The organism is Croceimicrobium sp., from assembly GCF_965228705.1.
In the GTDB taxonomy this organism is placed as follows: domain Bacteria; phylum Bacteroidota; class Bacteroidia; order Flavobacteriales; family Schleiferiaceae; genus Croceimicrobium.
The window spans coordinates 2395058-2410535 of record NZ_OZ245832.1; the positions used below are offsets into that span (position 1 = coordinate 2395058).

The following is a 15478-nucleotide window of genomic DNA, read 5'->3' on the forward strand; positions in this document are numbered from 1 at the left end:
CATGGATGCAAGCAGACTGGATAGATTGGAGCGCCAAGTTCAAAAGGACCTGGCTGAAATATTTCGCGAAATCGCACAGAATCAATTTCGCGGGATCGTATTTACTGTAACCCGGGTGCGCATTAGCCCCGACCTTTCCATTGGCCGAGTAAATATCAGCCTCTTTCCAGTTAAGGATAAAGCCCTGGTTTTAGATTGGATCAAAGAACATGGTAGCCTTATCAAAGATCGTTTGGTACGCAAAATGAAAGGCAGCTTACGAAAAGTGCCTGAGTTCTATTTTTACCTTGACGAATCCGTTGACGCCGAAGCGGAAATTGACCGCATTTTAAAGCAAGGCGGCGACAGCCCCATTAAGTAATCTTGAACTTTAGCCGCTACATAGCCTGGCGCTATTTCTTTGCCAAAAGCAGTAGCAATGCCGTGAATATTATAACCGCTATTTCACTTAGCGGGATTTTAGTAGGCAGTGCGGCATTAATCATCGTTTTATCGGCCTTTAACGGATTGGAAAATCTGGTGAGAGGCTTTTATCAGGACTTTGACCCCGATTTAAAAGTGCTTCCCGCGGAGGGCAAATTTTTTGCTGAAGCGGATGTCACCAAGGTATTAAGCAGCCAAGACTTCATTGCTCAGTATTCGCGAGTAATGGAAGAAAAAGCTCTTTTTAATTTTCGGGATAAGGATTATATCGCCAGTCTTAAAGGAGTAGATCATCACTATTCTGAGGTAAATGCCATTGAAGATTATGTTCCCTTTGGCTCCTATCCCCTTAACCAAGACGAATCAGTTCCTACTGGCATAATTGGTGCGGGCGTAGCTTATTATTTAGGCTTTAGCCGATCCGATTTTCAAGAGCCGGTTAACATTTTTATTCCACGCGACATAGGTCAGGTAAGCACCGAGAGCTTTCGCTCGGAGCGCATTTACCCCATGGGCATCTATTCCATTCAGCCAGAGTTTGACGAGCAGTTTATTATTTGTCCCCTCGAGTTTTGCCAAAAGCTATTGGAACGACCCGGCATGCTAAGTGGAGTCGAAGTTGCGCTGAATCCAGATGCAGATCTCTATGCCGCACAAGAAAAATTACAAGCCGAACTTGGCCCCGAGTTTAAAGTACTTACCCGCGATGAACTCCAGGCAGGGTTCTTAAAAGTAATGCGTACAGAAGGACTCTTCACCTTTTTGATCTTTGCGCTAATTCTCACCATCGCCACTTTTACTATTGCCGGGAGCTTAACCATGATCATGTTTGAAAAGCGCGCCAACCTTTTCACCCTATGGTCTATGGGTACCCCTATTAAGAGTTTGCGAAAAGTGATTCTGCAATTGGGTTTGATCATCACCTTTAGCGGTGGCCTTACCGGAATATTCTTAGGTAGCCTAATTGTATTTGGACAGGAGCATTTCCAGTGGATTTCGGTGGGCGAAGGTTATATTGTAGATGCCTATCCTGTAGCCTTAAAGTTTCAGGATGTTCTCCTCGCCACTTTTACAATATTCATTTTAGGATTTTTAAGCTCCTGGCTCAGTGCCCGCCGCTTAAACCTTAAGCTCTTACGCTCCTAGTAAGGATAGGCCATTTCCATATCTGCGAAGCGCTCCAAAATTTCATCGAGGGTATCGAAAATTTCTTCCGGTTCATTGGAGGTCACCAATTTGGTACGGTATTCTTTAAAGTGAGAAATCCCCTTAAAGTAATTGGTATAATGACGGCGAGTTTCATTAATTCCCAATTGAGTGCCTTTCCAATCCAAGGCCATTTCGAAATGCGTACGACAAGCCTGTACTCTCTCCTCTAAAGTTGGAGGGGCCAGCATTTCACCCGTATTTAAATAGTGTTTAATTTCTCTGAAAATCCAAGGATAACCAATAGACGCTCTCCCAATCATTAGGCCGTCAACCCCATAGGTGTTTTTCATTTCCAGGGCTTTCTGAGGGCTATCCACATCGCCATTGCCAAAAACCGGAATCTTCATGCGGGGATTGTTTTTCACATCCGCAATTAGTGACCAATCGGCACTGCCCTTATACATCTGCTTTCGCGTTCGACCGTGAATGGATATTGCCTGAATTCCAACATCCTGTAAACGTTCCGCCACTTCCACAATATACTTGGACTCTTCATCCCAACCCAGACGGGTTTTTACCGTTACCGGCTTATCTACGGCCTTTACAATTTCGGCGGTCATTTCCACCATTTTAGGGATGTCGCGCAGAATTCCTGCTCCGGCTCCCTTTCCCGCTACGTTTTTAACGGGACAGCCATAATTAATGTCTACAATATCCGGATTTGCCGCTGCTGAAATAGCCGCTGCTTCCCGCATAGAACTAATCTCATTTCCGAAAATCTGAATTCCCAAGGGGCGCTCATACTCAAAGAAATCGAGTTTTTGAACGCTTTTTCCGGCATCACGAATCAGTCCTTCGGAGGAAATAAACTCCGTAAACATCACATCCGCTCCGTGCTTTTTACACAAAGCTCTAAAGGGCGGATCACTCACATCTTCCATCGGCGCCAGCAAGAGAGGAAAATCTCCTACTTCAACCGCTCCAATTTTAACCACAAGCGGGATTTTTAGAACTTTGCAAAAGTACAAAAGATGCTGCCACAATGCTGAAAGGCCGATTTGCCCAAGAACCTCTGTATTCGCAACTGCTCCTTTTAGTAGGACTGGTCTTTGTAGGAATGTTATTTTTCACCACCCTGGGGGTTTTTATTGCCAGTGCCACCTTTGGTATCAGTCCAGAAGACGTATTGAGCATCTTCCAAAATCTGGATAAAGGAGCCGGTAGAGAAGTCTTTAAATTGGTGCAAAGCATCAACACGATTGGCAGCTATTTTATCCCTGCCTTAGTGGCTGCCTACCTTTTCGATCTTCAGCCCAAGCGCTTTATAGGTTCCGAAACCTTCCCCACGCCAGCCTGGCTCATTGTTGCTTGTTTGGTTCTCATGGCCTATAGTATGTCCGCCTTAAGCGACTTACTCTATCGCATAAGCAGCGCCTTCCCCTGGCCTGAATCTATTACCGCCAATATGGAAGATATGCAAGAGGTGATGCTGGGCACCTATTCCAATGTTTTAAACATGAAGGGCTTTGGCGATTTCCTTCACGTATTAATGGTAATGGCCGTTTTGCCAGCCATTGCAGAAGAGAGTTTATTCCGCGGGGTTTTACAACCCTTGCTACGTCGCAAATTAAATCCGCATATCGCGATCCTAATCACCAGCTTTGCCTTTTCAGCACTGCATCAGCAATACCTGGCCTTCTTATCCATTTTTGTATTAGGGATGCTATTAGGTTATCTGCGGGAATGGACCAATAGTATTTGGCCTTCTACCATTTTACACTTCTTTAATAATGCCAGTATAGTGGTATTGGTTTACTTCTTTGATTTCGATTACAGAGAAGCTCTATCTGAAAACCAAGTTATTAATTGGGCGGAAACCGGAACCCTACTCGCAGTTCTCATCTTTAGTGTACTGCTCTTTGAGCGCCTCAGCCGAGGCTCCCGCGGTTGGAGTGGTTCTAAATAAGAATTCCAGACTCTGAAATGTCTGCTTTCGGCCAAAGCTGACAAAAATCATTTTATCCACTTAGGTGCCCCAATACTTTTGAAACACAAATTGAAGGGACACCTATGTCGGCAATCTACATTCTCATCTCTATTAGTTTTCTCGTAGCTATTGGCTTTTTAGCGGCTTTCATCTGGAGCATTAAAAACGGCCAGTACGAGGACGACTATTCCCCGAGTGTTCGAATGTTGAAAGACGATCATGCTCCGAACCACAGACCAAAATTGTAGACTATGCAATCAGAAACCTTTTTTTACGACAATAAGATCGTAAGAAACTTCACCATCGCCACTATTATTTGGGGCGTAATCGGCCTCCTAGTAGGTATTTGGGTGGCGTTCTCTCTGGTTTTCCCAGAAACTCTGAACCCCGCTTCATGGCTTTCATTCGGACGTTTAAGAGCATTGCACACCAACGGTGCGATTTTCGCATTTGTGGGGAACGCAATCTTTGCGGGAGTTTATTACTCGCTGCAGCGCCTCTTAAAAGCACGGATGGCTTCGGATCTCCTGAGTAAAATTCACTTTTGGGGCTGGCAGCTGATCATCGTTTCGGCGGTAATCACCATCCCATTAGGGATTAGCTCATCAAAGGAGTATGCCGAATTAGAATGGCCGATCGACATTGGCATTGCCCTGGTATGGGTAATCTTTGGCGTTAACATGTTCTGGACCATCCTTAAAAGGAGAGAGCGTCACTTATATGTAGCGATCTGGTTCTACATTGCCACCTTTGTTACGGTTGCGGTTCTGCATATAGTAAACAACCTTGAAATCCCTGTTTCTTTCACCAAGTCTTATTCCATTTTCGCCGGTGTGCAAGATGCCCTGGTGCAATGGTGGTACGGACATAATGCGGTAGCCTTCTTCCTAACCACTCCGGTACTGGGATTGATGTACTACTTTGTACCCAAGGCCGCTAACCGTCCGGTATATTCCTACCGACTTTCGATTGTACACTTCTGGGCTCTGATCTTTATTTATATCTGGGCCGGACCTCACCACTTACTATATACCGCCTTACCCGAATGGGCTCAAAGTTTAGGTACTGTTTTCTCCATCATGCTAATTTTCCCTTCTTGGGGTGGTATGATTAACGGTTTGCTTACGCTGAGAGGCGCCTGGGATAAAGTGCGGGATTCTGCCGTATTGAAATTCTTCGTGGTGGCGATTACCGCTTATGGTATGAGTACCCTGGAAGGTCCTCTTTTAAGTTTAAAAAGCTTAAACGCGATTGCTCACTATACTGACTGGATTCCTGCTCACGTACACATTGGTACCTTAGGATGGAACGGATTCTTAATCTTTGGTATGATCTACTGGTTAATGCCTAAGATGTATCGCACCAGCCTCTTCTCTGAAAAATTAGCGAATGCTCACTTCTGGATTGGTACCACCGGTATTTTATTCTGGGCACTACCCATGTACGTATCCGGCTTTACCCAAAGTTTAATGTGGAAAGAGTTTAACCCAGATGGAACTTTGGTATATGGTAACTTCTTGGAAACTGTAACTCAGTTAATCCCATTATACGCCACTCGTGCTATCGGGGGTACTCTGTATGTTACTGGTATGTTGATTATGGTTTACAACGTAATCAAAACCGTAAAAAGCGGATCCTTCCTGGCTCAGGAAGAAGCCAGTGCTCCTGCCCTTGCTGAGGACTATACTGCTCCTAAAGGCGATTACTGGCACCGTTGGATTGAGCGCAAACCCGTTCAATTAATGGTTGGCGCTACCATTGTAATCCTGATTGGTGGTATTATCGAAATCGTACCAACCATTATGGTGAAAAGCAATGTGCCAACCATAGAGGATGTAAAACCTTATACTGCTCTTGAACTGGAAGGTCGAGACCTCTATATCCGCGAAGGCTGTAATGCCTGCCACTCCCAAATGATTCGCCCCTTCCGCTCTGAGATTGCTCGCTACGGTGACTATTCCAAGGCCGGGGAATTTGTATACGACCACCCCTTCCTGTGGGGATCTAAACGAACTGGCCCCGACTTACACCGGGTTGGTGGTAAATATCCACACAGCTGGCACTACAAGCATATGGTTGACCCTCGCAGTATGAGCGCCGGCTCTATTATGCCAACCTATGAATGGCTGTCTAGTAACGAATTGGACACAGAGCTTACCAGCAAGAAATTGGAAACCATGCAAACCTTAGGGGTTCCTTATAGCGACGAATACATTGCTAATGCCGATGCGCACTTGATGGCTCAAGCCGAAGAAATTGCAGCCGAATTAAGTAACGATCTGGGACAAGAAATCAGTCCTAAGGAAGAAATGGTAGCTTTAATTGCCTACTTACAACGCCTGGGAATTGATATCAAAGGCGAGCACAGCAAGCATGTTGAAGCTACTACTGCAGGAACCTTAACCGCTGAAAACTAAGGTCATGCTAAAATTCATTAAACACAATATGGAGACTATTGATGGGGTATCGATTTACCCCATCCTCTCCTTTCTTATCTTCTTTAGCATCTTTATTCTGGCTATTATTTACGTGATTCGTAAAGACCGGAAAAGCATTGAAGAAATCAGCCTCTTACCACTTAACGATAATGCCAATCCTCATGAAAAGACTAAATAGAACCATCATCATTTTTGTGGTCTTACTGATGGCTGGAGCAGCTGCAGTAACCACTCTGGACCCCAGCAGTTCATCCGAAATTTTAGCCAACCCCCTATATTGGCTGGTAATCGTTGCCGCCTTCTTCCTGGTAATAGCCTTTATGGCTACTTACGAGGCTTTGGAAGCGATGAAGAAAATGATCAAAGGCCAAAACAGCGAAGTAGCTGAAGAAATGATCGAAGAGGAAGAGAGTTGGGTAGACGACATCTTACATAAGTTAACCGATGCCGCTCCTTTAGATCGTGAAGAAGAAGTAGCTACTGACCATGAGTACGACGGTATTCGCGAATTGGACAATAACCTACCCCCATGGTGGTTGATTGGTTTCTACATTTCGATTGTATTTGCTGTAGTATACATTCTGCGCTATCATGTATTCCAAAGCGCCCCCTTAAGTGAAGGTGAGTTGAAAATTGAATTAGCTGAAGCTGAAGCAGCCAAAGAAGAATACTTGAAAACTGCCGCCAATTTGGTGGATGAAAGTAATGTGGAAGCCCTAACCGATGAAAATCGGATTGCCGCTGGAGCGGACATCTTTGCTAAAAACTGTGCGGTTTGCCATGCGGCCGATGGTGGCGGTGGTGTAGGCCCTAACTTAACTGATGCTTACTGGATCCATGGAAACGACATTAAAGATGTTTTCAAAACCGTTAAATATGGGGTACCAGCCAAGGGTATGATTGCCTGGAAGGATCAATTAGGTGCTTCAGATATTCAAGATGTATCTTCTTATATTTTGACCTTACAAGGAACTACTCCTGCCAATCCAAAGGAACCTCAAGGTGACCTTATGGGGCAAGAAACTCCTGCAGCCTCTGAAACTACGGAAAGTGCCGCAAGCGACAGTACTAAGGCCGAAGTGGAAGTTTCTGAAGGAGAATAAATAGCAGTATATTTTACTGCCTTTTTAAAAACACAGATACGTTTCTGACATGAAACCCAAAGACACGGAAGAAGTACTGAAGGAGACCCTGGAGATGGATCAATCCTTCCGTGACTCAGTAGCGACCATTAATGAAAAGGGATCGAGAAATTTCTTGTTCCCTAAAAAACCGAAAGGTCGTTACACCAATCGTCGCCAAATAATGAGCTATGTGCTCCTGGCGATATTCTTTAGTCTTCCCTTCATCAAGATAGGAGGCCAACCTTTCCTTATGCTCAATGTATTGGAGCGCAAATTTGTAATCTTCGGGCAGATCTTCTGGCCCGAAGATTTTTTCATTTTTGTGATCGCCATGATCATTAGTGTTCTGTTCGTTGCAGTATTCACCGTAGCATTTGGCCGTCTTTTCTGCGGTTGGATTTGTCCACAAACCATTTTTATGGAACACGTTTTCCGTAGAATTGAATACTGGATAGATGGCGACCGCAACCAGCAATTACGCCTAGCTCGCATGCCCTGGAACGGTGAAAAAATTCGCAAACGGGTTATTAAGAACGGGATATTCTACGCCATATCCTTTACCATCGCCAATTTCTTTCTAATGTATATTATTGGAAAGGATGCCTGGTTCGAAATAGTGAGCGACTCGCCTACTGAACATCTGGGAGGTTTGAGTGGTATGCTCATATTCTCTGGTGTATTCTTCTTTGTATTTGCCTGGTTCAGAGAGCAAGCATGTATTATCGTTTGCCCTTATGGTCGTTTGCAAGGGGCCATGCTGGATCGCAATTCTGTGGTAATTGCTTATGATTATTTACGAGGCGAAAAACGAGGTAAATTCCGTAAAAGCGAAGATCGTGAAGCCTTAGGCAAAGGGGATTGTATCGACTGTAACCAATGTGTGGATGTTTGTCCAACCGGAATAGATATCCGTAATGGAACACAGCTAGAGTGCATCAATTGCACGGCCTGTATTGACGCCTGTGACAATATTATGGACAAGACCAATAAACCTCGTGGTCTGATCCGTTACGATTCCGAAAACAACATTGCCTCCGGCACCGGCAAGATTTTTACCGGTCGTGTTAAAGCCTACATCGGTATTCTCTTTGTCCTCTTATCCATCTTCACGTACTTACTATTAAGCCGTGCTGATGTTGAGTCCATCTTCCTGCGGGTACCTGGTCAGCCTTTAAGCAAGGTTGATGAAAACACGTATAGCAATGCCTATAACTTTAAGCTGCTTAACAAAACCGCTGAAGACAAAGTGTATCAGTTTAAAGTAATTGAACCTACCGAGGGCATTAAGCTAAAAAGAGCCGGTGAATCCGAACTTATTGAAGTAAAGGCCTCTGAACTTACCCAAGGTGCCGTGATTTTGTACCTTAACACAGAGCAAATGACCGGTATGACTACCGATATTAAAATCGGTGTATATGAAGGAGATGAATTGGTTGAAACCTTAAAAACCTCCTTTACCGGGCCTTTCATTAAACCCAAAAAATAGCTTGTCATGAAATTTAATTGGGGAACAGGACTCGTAATAGTCCTGGCCATCTTTATTCTGGGTATGGGAACCGCCGTTTACAAAGCAACTCAGGCCCGTCATGATTTAGTAACTTCAGATTACTACCAGGAAGAGTTAGCCTACCAAGGCACCATTGATGGCAAGCGTAATGCTCGAGAGCTGAAAGGTCAATGTCAACTTAAAGTGGAAGATCAAAAATTGATGCTGCACTTCCCGGAAGATCTTAATGACCAAACTGCAAATCTGGAAGTATTAATGTACTTCCCTACCGACGCTAAAAATGACTTTGAACTCAAGGAGGAAAACTGGAAAGTTGGAAACTATGAAATTCCAGGTTCAAAAATTGGGGCCGGAAAGTGGATCGCCAAAATCCGCTTAGAAAGCGGAGATAAAATGTACTACTTCGAGCCCGAAATTGTTCTCTAATGTACGGGGTAGCCTTTACATTCGGGCTGCTTTCTTCACTGCATTGTCTGGCCATGTGTGGCCCTTTGCAGGCAGTAGTTATGGGTCAATGGCTACAGAGTAAACATCAAGCTAATTGGATTAGCTACCATGCCGGACGATTGGGAACTTATATGCTTTTGGCGATTATTGCCTCCTTGTTCGGTTCTGCTTTAGGCATACCGGATATGCAAGGTAGTTTTACCATTATTGCGGGTCTCATTCTTTTACTCGGTTATTTCGGCTTTAAAGCTTTGAAATGGGATCGTAAGACCCTACAGATTATTGGCCCCCTTCTTTCTAAATTACAAAGTAAAGTGCGGGGCAAGAAGCATCCCTTATGGTATCTCATCAGCGGAAGCTTGAACGGACTTTTACCTTGCGGCATGGTATACGCAGCACTGGTTCCCGCCTTGGGCCTAAGCTCATGGACAGAAGCCATTCTTTATATGGGTGCTTTTGGCCTGGGCACCTTGCCACTACTCTTAAGCTTTAACCTCTTTTCCAACGCACTTTTACTTCGCTTTGGTCCCTATCTCAATCGCTTAATCCCTCTGAGCATTGTGCTTATTTCTGCCCTGCTTATTCTAAGAGGCATGGAATTGGACATCCCTTATTTATCTCCTGAGATGCCCGCTCCAGGCGCCTCCACCGAAAACTGCGGCTGATTCTCAATTTACCAGAATTGAAAAAGGCTAAACTCGAATAACAAGCTTAGCCTTTCAAACCAGACACTATTTATAAGTCTTTTAAACCGCTTTACTAAAGGTGGGTTTTTGCAATTCACCGGCACTGAGTTTTCGGTCGAGTACCGAACAAACATTGCGTATAAAGGCCCGACCCTTACGGGTTACTTTCACTTGATAAGGGAAAACTTTAAGCAAGCCATCCTCTTCCAATAATCTAAATCGCGACTTAAGGAAATCATCAAAATAATCGCGTTCATCCAGCCATTCACCTTCGAAATGGCAAATCAAATTGAGAAGCTTAGCACGCGTTTTCAAATCTTCATCACTATGGTAGTGAGTCTTTATCAGGGGAGGGTAATCTTCAGTATTTACCCGATGAAGGTATTCCTTCAGTTTCTTTTCATTCTGGGCAAAAGCCGACCACACATCGCTAATGGAACTGGCACCTAAGGCTAAAGCCAAATGGGTATGATGCGGGGTATAACCCATAAAATTGCGATGTAGTTTATGCGCTCGAGCCGATTTGGCTAAATCATCTTGGGGTAGGGCAAAATGGTCCATACCTATTTCCTGATATCCCATTTTCAAGAAGCCATCTGCTCCTAAGCGATAGAGATTCCATTTTTCCTCTCCTAAAGGCAAGTCACTTTCATCATAAGCCCTTTGACTAGGCGCTACTCCCGGAACATGTGCATAACTGTAAAAGGCAATGCGATCGGGTTTCAAAGCTTCGACCCATTTGAGATTACTGCGGATATTGCCTTCTGTTTGTTGAGGTAAGCCATAAATCAAATCGAAGTTGATGGACTCATAGCCAATTTCCCGAGCCTTGTTTACAATATGCTCCACTTGTTCAGCGGTTTGAAAACGATTTATCAAACTGAGAATCTTGGGATCAAAATCCTGAATGCCCAAGCTGAGGCGATTGAAGCCTAAATTGAATAAGGTTTCCAAATGTTCATCGCTAGTACTAAATGGATGGGCTTCGAAGCTAAATGAGTGAAAATCGGCCACCTCCGCTTCCGCTAAAATCCCTTCAATCAACAGCTTCAGATTTTCCGGACTGAAGAAAGTTGGGGTTCCACCACCAAGGTGAATTTCTCGTAATATGGCCTTATCAGGAAAACGGCTGGTATACATGCGCCACTCCTTTAATACTGCCTTTACATAAGGTAGCTCTACCAAATGATTTTTAGTAATATGCTTATTGCAACCACAATAGGTGCACAAACTTTCGCAATAGGGTAAATGGATATAGAGGCTAATCTCCCGATCCTTTTCAAAGGCCTCCACTACCTGATTCATCCATCGCTCCGGATTCAAATCCGCACTGTCCCATAAGGGAACAGCGGGATAAGAAGTATATCTCGGAACGGCCACATTGTATTTCTCCACCAATCGGTAATCCATAACTTCAAATTGTAAAACAAAACTAGAAGGGTGATCAGAGCTCTGAAATGACAATTATCAGCACGGAGCCGCTATTTTTGTCGAATGAATTGGTACTTCTTATTTAAAGCCCTCCATATTATAGGCTTCGTGAGTTGGTTTGCCGGACTGTTCTACCTGGTGCGCCTCTTTGTATACCACCGCGAAGCCTGGGAAATGGATCCCGATTTGGCCGATGGCCCGATTCTCCGCAAACAGTATCATGTTATGGAAAGTCGGCTTTATCGCATTATTCAAAGTCCGGCTTTGATCTTAACCCTAATTGGAGGGATAGGAATGCTCAGCATCAATCCTGCCTGGCTTAAAATGCCCTGGATGCATCTGAAATTAAGTCTGGTTTTCATGCTGATCATTTACCATTTCTCCTGTGCCCGTCACATTAAAAGTTTAAAAGAAAATGCTAGGGGCTTGAGCAGCTTTGGCTATCGTCTGTACAATGAAGTTCCGACCCTGATTTTGATCGCAGTAGTGATGTTAGCCGTATGGAAAAACCTCTCCGGGCTATGGATCGGATTAGCTACTTTATTACTATTAGGAATTCTATTTTTTATTGCCGCAAGGCTGTACAAAAGGAAGCGCGAAAAAAACTGAAAATTTTCCGATTGAGACTCAGCATGTTAACTGAATGTTAAGCAGTCGAGTGTGGATTTTTGCAATTATGATTTGCAATATTTAATTCCCCTGCTTTATATTTGTCCCAGCGAAGCAGATTAATCAGGTTAAGGTTTTACCCCGATATCCTCACAGGATGTCGGGGTTTTTCTTTTTTAGCTATCGTGGCCAGAATAAATTATTAGCTCTGCACGAAATTTTTTCTCTTAATTTTCAGCACTTTAAAGCTTTAAGCAGTCCAAATAAGAATATTAACCGCATGACCTTCTTGCAGGGAAATAATAAAATGTATATTTGAGTCTGCGAAGCAGATTAATCAGGTTAAGGTTTTACCCCGGTTTCCTCCATGGAAGCCGGGGTTTTTCTTTTTCCAACCCCTACACTCCTGGAAACTATGTGACTTGAGTTGCAATTTTTAATAATTTCACAAAAAACGATATTAAAATTTGCAACAATGTTTGCACATTTAAAAACTTGTTGTACTTTAGCGTCAGCGAAGCAGATTAATCAGGTTAAGGTTTTACCCCGATATCCTCACAGGATGTCGGGGTTTTCCATTTTTTAACCCTAATCATTTGATTTACAACTACTATTCCTTAATTATAGGATAGAATACCGGCCTCGAAGGTGCCGCATCATTATGCAAGGGTGCTAACTGAAGGTTAACAAAGTAAATCCCCTCCATTAATTCATCTGGAAAATGTGCCAATTCGGTTATGGTAGCTTGTTTCCGAATGGCTTTTGGATATTGCCAAAACGCCCGATGCGCCGCTAAAGCCCCCCCATCTTCCTCTCGATCTACTGAAGGTAAATTAGTCAGCAAATGACTTACACCGGCCTCGGCTAAATAGCGACAAAGCTCCGCCTCGAAATAGGGTGGATTCGTATTACTGAAGTTCTTGGGAAATGCTAAACCATCAGCCGCCAGAGCTACGAAAGAAGGCAGACCCTCCTCAGGAATTTTAAGATCTTCCAATTTCAAGAGTAAATCTTCACCCTCTTGCCGCATCGGTAAACGTTGAAAATACAGCCAGCCATGATGCTCTTGCATAAGATCACCTACCTTTTGTTGCTGCTTATCAATATGACCATAACATTCTGTGTGGGTACCATTGCCATGGGGATTAAGCTTTACTTCGAAGAAATTAACGCTACCACCTTCGGCCACCGAGCCGATCCAATCCCCCATGCGCACGGGTTGTATAGAAACCGGATCCACATACCAGGCCGCCGGCTCCCGTTTCGGGTCTCCTAATGTGCTACTGCAATCCACTCCCTTGCCTAGATCTACTGAGTATTTACGCCCTCCGCGCATCAGCTCTATTATCATCTTAATCTTCTTTTAAGTAAAACAAATCCGAAGCAATGCCATCGCTAAAAAAGCGCTGCCCTCCAGGTATAAACAGGCGGTCATCAGATTTCCGCAAACGACCAGCTTTAATGAGTTTATGGGCTTCCGTCCAAAAATGGCTTTGTAAATAATCAGGCCAACCAGCCAATTCCTTAATCAAAATCCCTTCTTTCAAACGCATCCGAATCATCACAAATTCATTGAAGCGATCCTCTAAAGTGAGCAGCTCTTCTTCTGGTTTCCAACCCTCCGAATAAATTCCTTTGAGATACAATTTATTATTGGCCACATTCCAATGCCGAGCCCGGCCATTATAGGAATGCGCACTGGGACCCAAGCCCAAATAAGGGGATCCCTGCCAATAGGAACTATTGTGCACGGCCTGATGTCCTGGCCGACAAAAATTGGAAAGCTCATACTGCTCATAGCCTTCAGCAAGTGCGAAGTCCTGCAGTATTTTAAAATGTCGGGCAGCAGCTGATTCATCCACCTCTACCTTTCCTTGCTTTAACCAATGCGCCAACACTGTCTTTGGCTCCACCGTTAAGGCATAGCTTGAGAAATGCGGAATATCATAAGCCTTTAGTTGCTCTAATTGCCAAAGCCAATCCTCATCACTTTGATTGGGGATTCCGTAAATTAAATCCACGGTAAGATTTGTAAAGCCATACCGCCTGGCTAAATCCAGGCATGCTCGAGATTCCTGAGCCGAATGGGCGCGATTCATTAATCGCAAATCTTCATCCTTGAAACTTTGCAAGCCAATGGAAAGTCGATTCACCTCCGTTTTTGCTAAGACCTCGAGAAATTCTTCACTTAAATCATCCGGATTAGCCTCAAGACATATTTCAGCGGACTCCGTCCATTGAAAGTCCTTCCTCAAAGCATTAAGAATTGCCTGAATTTGTGTCGGCTCCAACAAACTTGGTGTACCCCCGCCAAAATAAATACTCTTAATCTCTTGAGTGCCCATATACTTTCGACGCATATAGGCCTCCTTAATCAAGGCCTCTACCATCGCCTCCTTATCCCCATGCAGCGTGCTAAAATGAAAATCACAATAGACACAGGCTTGTCGACAAAAGGGAATATGCAAATAAATGCCAGCCATTAAGCAGGAACCTTTGGCAATAGAATCCGAAAAGTGGTACCTCCTTCCAGTACTGACTCAGCCACGAATATTTTGCCTTTGTGATAATCCTCAATAATGCGGCGGGCCAAACTTAAGCCCAAACCCCAGCCTCTCTTTTTAGTAGAGTAGCCTGGGCGAAATACCGAATTCACCTTTTGAGGAGGAATACCCTTTCCGGTATCTACCACATCAATCTGCACTTTAGTATCCGTAGAACTTAGATAAACATCGATACGGCCTTCTCCTTCAATGGCATCAATCGCATTGCGAATCAGGTTTTCAATCACCCATTCGAAGAGCGGTAAATTTACCTCTGAGTAAACCGGTTCGTAAGGAACATGACATTCCACCTCAATCTTCTTAGGACTGCGGGTCCGCAAATATTCCACTGCCTGACGAGTACTCAATAACATATCCGTTTTATGCAAAGCGGGCTGTGAGCCAATCTTTGAAAACCGATTGGTAATGGTTTCCAGACGCTTTACATCCTTCTCCATTTCCTTCACCATATTGGGGTCTACCTCCTGAAGCTTCATCAGCTCCAGCCAGCCCATCAAAGAACTTAAGGGGGTACCAATTTGATGCGCCGTTTCCTTTGCCAGGCCATTCCAAACCTGGTCCTGCTCCGCTTTACGCGCTCCACTAAAGGCAAAATAAGCTACCAAAATAAAGAGGCTAATTACGCCTAAAAGCGCAATGGGATAATAACGAAGCTTGGTTAGCAGATTGGAGCTCTCATAGTACACCACAATCTTTTTATTGGGCACATAATAGTCTTCGATAAAGAGACCATTCTCCCGCATTTGGGCCAATCGTTTTTTCAGGTATTCAGGGTCATTGGCGCGAGGCGAATCCAAATTCGCAGAGTGCACAATCGAATCGGTGCCATTGGTAATAATTACGGGAATGGTGGTGTTGGAGTTAATGATCTGCGACACCAGCAACATATCGGCATTTTTCTCTGCCCGCAGGGCCGAACTCATGGCACTGGCCCACTGGTTCACCTTTTTCACCTCTTCATTACGGAGCTCCTTTAAAAAGCTTTCAGTATAGAAAAGGGTTACCAATCCAATAAGAATGGCAAAGACGAAAAGTAAAAACTTCCAAAGGTTCTTGCGTCCGTAAAAATCCATAGGCTAGCAAACAAAAATAAACGAATAATATTGCCGGCCC

At 44.1% G+C, this 15478-nt stretch carries 16 protein-coding genes; 11 read left to right on the plus strand and 5 right to left on the minus strand.

All coding sequences use genetic code 11. From position 1 onward, the window contains the following. Position 1 precedes the first annotated feature (1 nt). Together ACO05P_RS10930 and ACO05P_RS10935 are read left to right on the plus strand one after the other, a co-directional pair. Positions 2 to 361 (plus strand): ribosome-binding factor A, encoded by a 360-nt coding sequence (locus ACO05P_RS10930; RefSeq protein ID WP_421750809.1) that lies wholly within the window; start codon positions 2 to 4, stop codon positions 359 to 361. Between the two features lie 2 nt (positions 362 to 363). Continuing rightward, positions 364 to 1569 carry an ABC transporter permease gene (locus ACO05P_RS10935; RefSeq protein WP_421750811.1) on the plus strand — a complete coding sequence of 402 codons (1206 nt, stop codon included), beginning with the start codon at positions 364 to 366 and terminating at the stop codon, positions 1567 to 1569. On the opposite strand, the gene dusB is transcribed toward ACO05P_RS10935, so the two are convergent. Continuing rightward, a complete protein-coding gene (gene dusB, locus ACO05P_RS10940; protein WP_421750813.1) occupies positions 1566 to 2567 on the minus strand; it encodes a tRNA dihydrouridine synthase DusB in 1002 nt (333 codons plus the stop codon). The genes ACO05P_RS10935 and dusB overlap by 4 nt on opposite strands. Before the next feature lie 47 nt (positions 2568 to 2614). Between dusB and ACO05P_RS10945 the strand changes: the two genes are divergently transcribed. From ACO05P_RS10945 to ACO05P_RS10980, 8 genes are all read left to right on the plus strand, one after another. Continuing rightward, complete coding sequence (locus ACO05P_RS10945) at positions 2615 to 3538, plus strand: CPBP family intramembrane glutamic endopeptidase (protein ID WP_421750815.1); 924 nt, start codon at positions 2615 to 2617, stop codon at positions 3536 to 3538. 104 nt (positions 3539 to 3642) lie between these two features. Further along, positions 3643 to 3807 (plus strand): cbb3-type cytochrome oxidase assembly protein CcoS, encoded by a 165-nt coding sequence (gene ccoS / locus ACO05P_RS10950; RefSeq protein WP_210760080.1) that lies wholly within the window; start codon positions 3643 to 3645, stop codon positions 3805 to 3807. A 3-nt stretch (positions 3808 to 3810) separates the two neighbouring features. Continuing rightward, positions 3811 to 5976, plus strand: a complete 2166-nt coding sequence (gene ccoN / locus ACO05P_RS10955) for a cytochrome-c oxidase, cbb3-type subunit I (protein WP_421750818.1) — start codon at positions 3811 to 3813, stop codon at positions 5974 to 5976. A gap of 4 nt (positions 5977 to 5980) precedes the next feature. Next, positions 5981 to 6175 carry a CcoQ/FixQ family Cbb3-type cytochrome c oxidase assembly chaperone gene (locus ACO05P_RS10960; protein ID WP_210760082.1) on the plus strand — a complete coding sequence of 65 codons (195 nt, stop codon included), beginning with the start codon at positions 5981 to 5983 and terminating at the stop codon, positions 6173 to 6175. After that, complete coding sequence (locus ACO05P_RS10965; protein WP_421750820.1) at positions 6159 to 7100, plus strand: cbb3-type cytochrome c oxidase N-terminal domain-containing protein; 942 nt, start codon at positions 6159 to 6161, stop codon at positions 7098 to 7100. The genes ACO05P_RS10960 and ACO05P_RS10965 overlap by 17 nt, the downstream gene beginning before the upstream one ends. Before the next feature lie 49 nt (positions 7101 to 7149). After that, positions 7150 to 8607, plus strand: a complete 1458-nt coding sequence (ccoG, locus tag ACO05P_RS10970; RefSeq protein ID WP_421750822.1) for a cytochrome c oxidase accessory protein CcoG — start codon at positions 7150 to 7152, stop codon at positions 8605 to 8607. Positions 8608 to 8613: 6 nt separating this feature from the next. Next, on the plus strand, positions 8614 to 9054 hold the full coding sequence (locus tag ACO05P_RS10975; protein WP_421750824.1) for a FixH family protein: 441 nt from the start codon (positions 8614 to 8616) through the stop codon (positions 9052 to 9054). Continuing rightward, entirely contained in the window at positions 9054 to 9740 is a 687-nt protein-coding gene (locus ACO05P_RS10980) for a sulfite exporter TauE/SafE family protein (RefSeq protein ID WP_421750826.1), read from the plus strand. The genes ACO05P_RS10975 and ACO05P_RS10980 overlap by 1 nt, the downstream gene beginning before the upstream one ends. Positions 9741 to 9821: 81 nt before the next feature. Here ACO05P_RS10980 and hemN read toward each other — a convergent pair whose 3' ends face one another. Beyond that, positions 9822 to 11171, minus strand: coding sequence for an oxygen-independent coproporphyrinogen III oxidase (hemN, locus tag ACO05P_RS10985; protein ID WP_421750827.1), 1350 nt, complete (start codon positions 11169 to 11171; stop codon positions 9822 to 9824). Positions 11172 to 11255: 84 nt separating this feature from the next. Between hemN and hemJ the strand changes: the two genes are divergently transcribed. After that, entirely contained in the window at positions 11256 to 11801 is a 546-nt protein-coding gene (hemJ, locus tag ACO05P_RS10990; protein ID WP_421750829.1) for a protoporphyrinogen oxidase HemJ, read from the plus strand. 610 nt (positions 11802 to 12411) lie between these two features. Here hemJ and ACO05P_RS10995 read toward each other — a convergent pair. From ACO05P_RS10995 to ACO05P_RS11005, 3 genes are read right to left on the minus strand one after another with little or no spacing between them, the layout of a single operon-like run. Then, positions 12412 to 13152, minus strand: a complete 741-nt coding sequence (locus tag ACO05P_RS10995) for a cyclase family protein (RefSeq protein ID WP_421750831.1) — start codon at positions 13150 to 13152, stop codon at positions 12412 to 12414. A 1-nt stretch (position 13153) separates the two neighbouring features. Continuing rightward, positions 13154 to 14284 carry a radical SAM family heme chaperone HemW gene (gene hemW, locus ACO05P_RS11000; RefSeq protein WP_421750833.1) on the minus strand — a complete coding sequence of 377 codons (1131 nt, stop codon included), beginning with the start codon at positions 14282 to 14284 and terminating at the stop codon, positions 13154 to 13156. Further along, positions 14284 to 15438, minus strand: coding sequence for a sensor histidine kinase (locus ACO05P_RS11005; protein ID WP_421750835.1), 1155 nt, complete (start codon positions 15436 to 15438; stop codon positions 14284 to 14286). The genes hemW and ACO05P_RS11005 overlap by 1 nt, the downstream gene beginning before the upstream one ends. Positions 15439 to 15478: the final 40 nt, after the last annotated feature.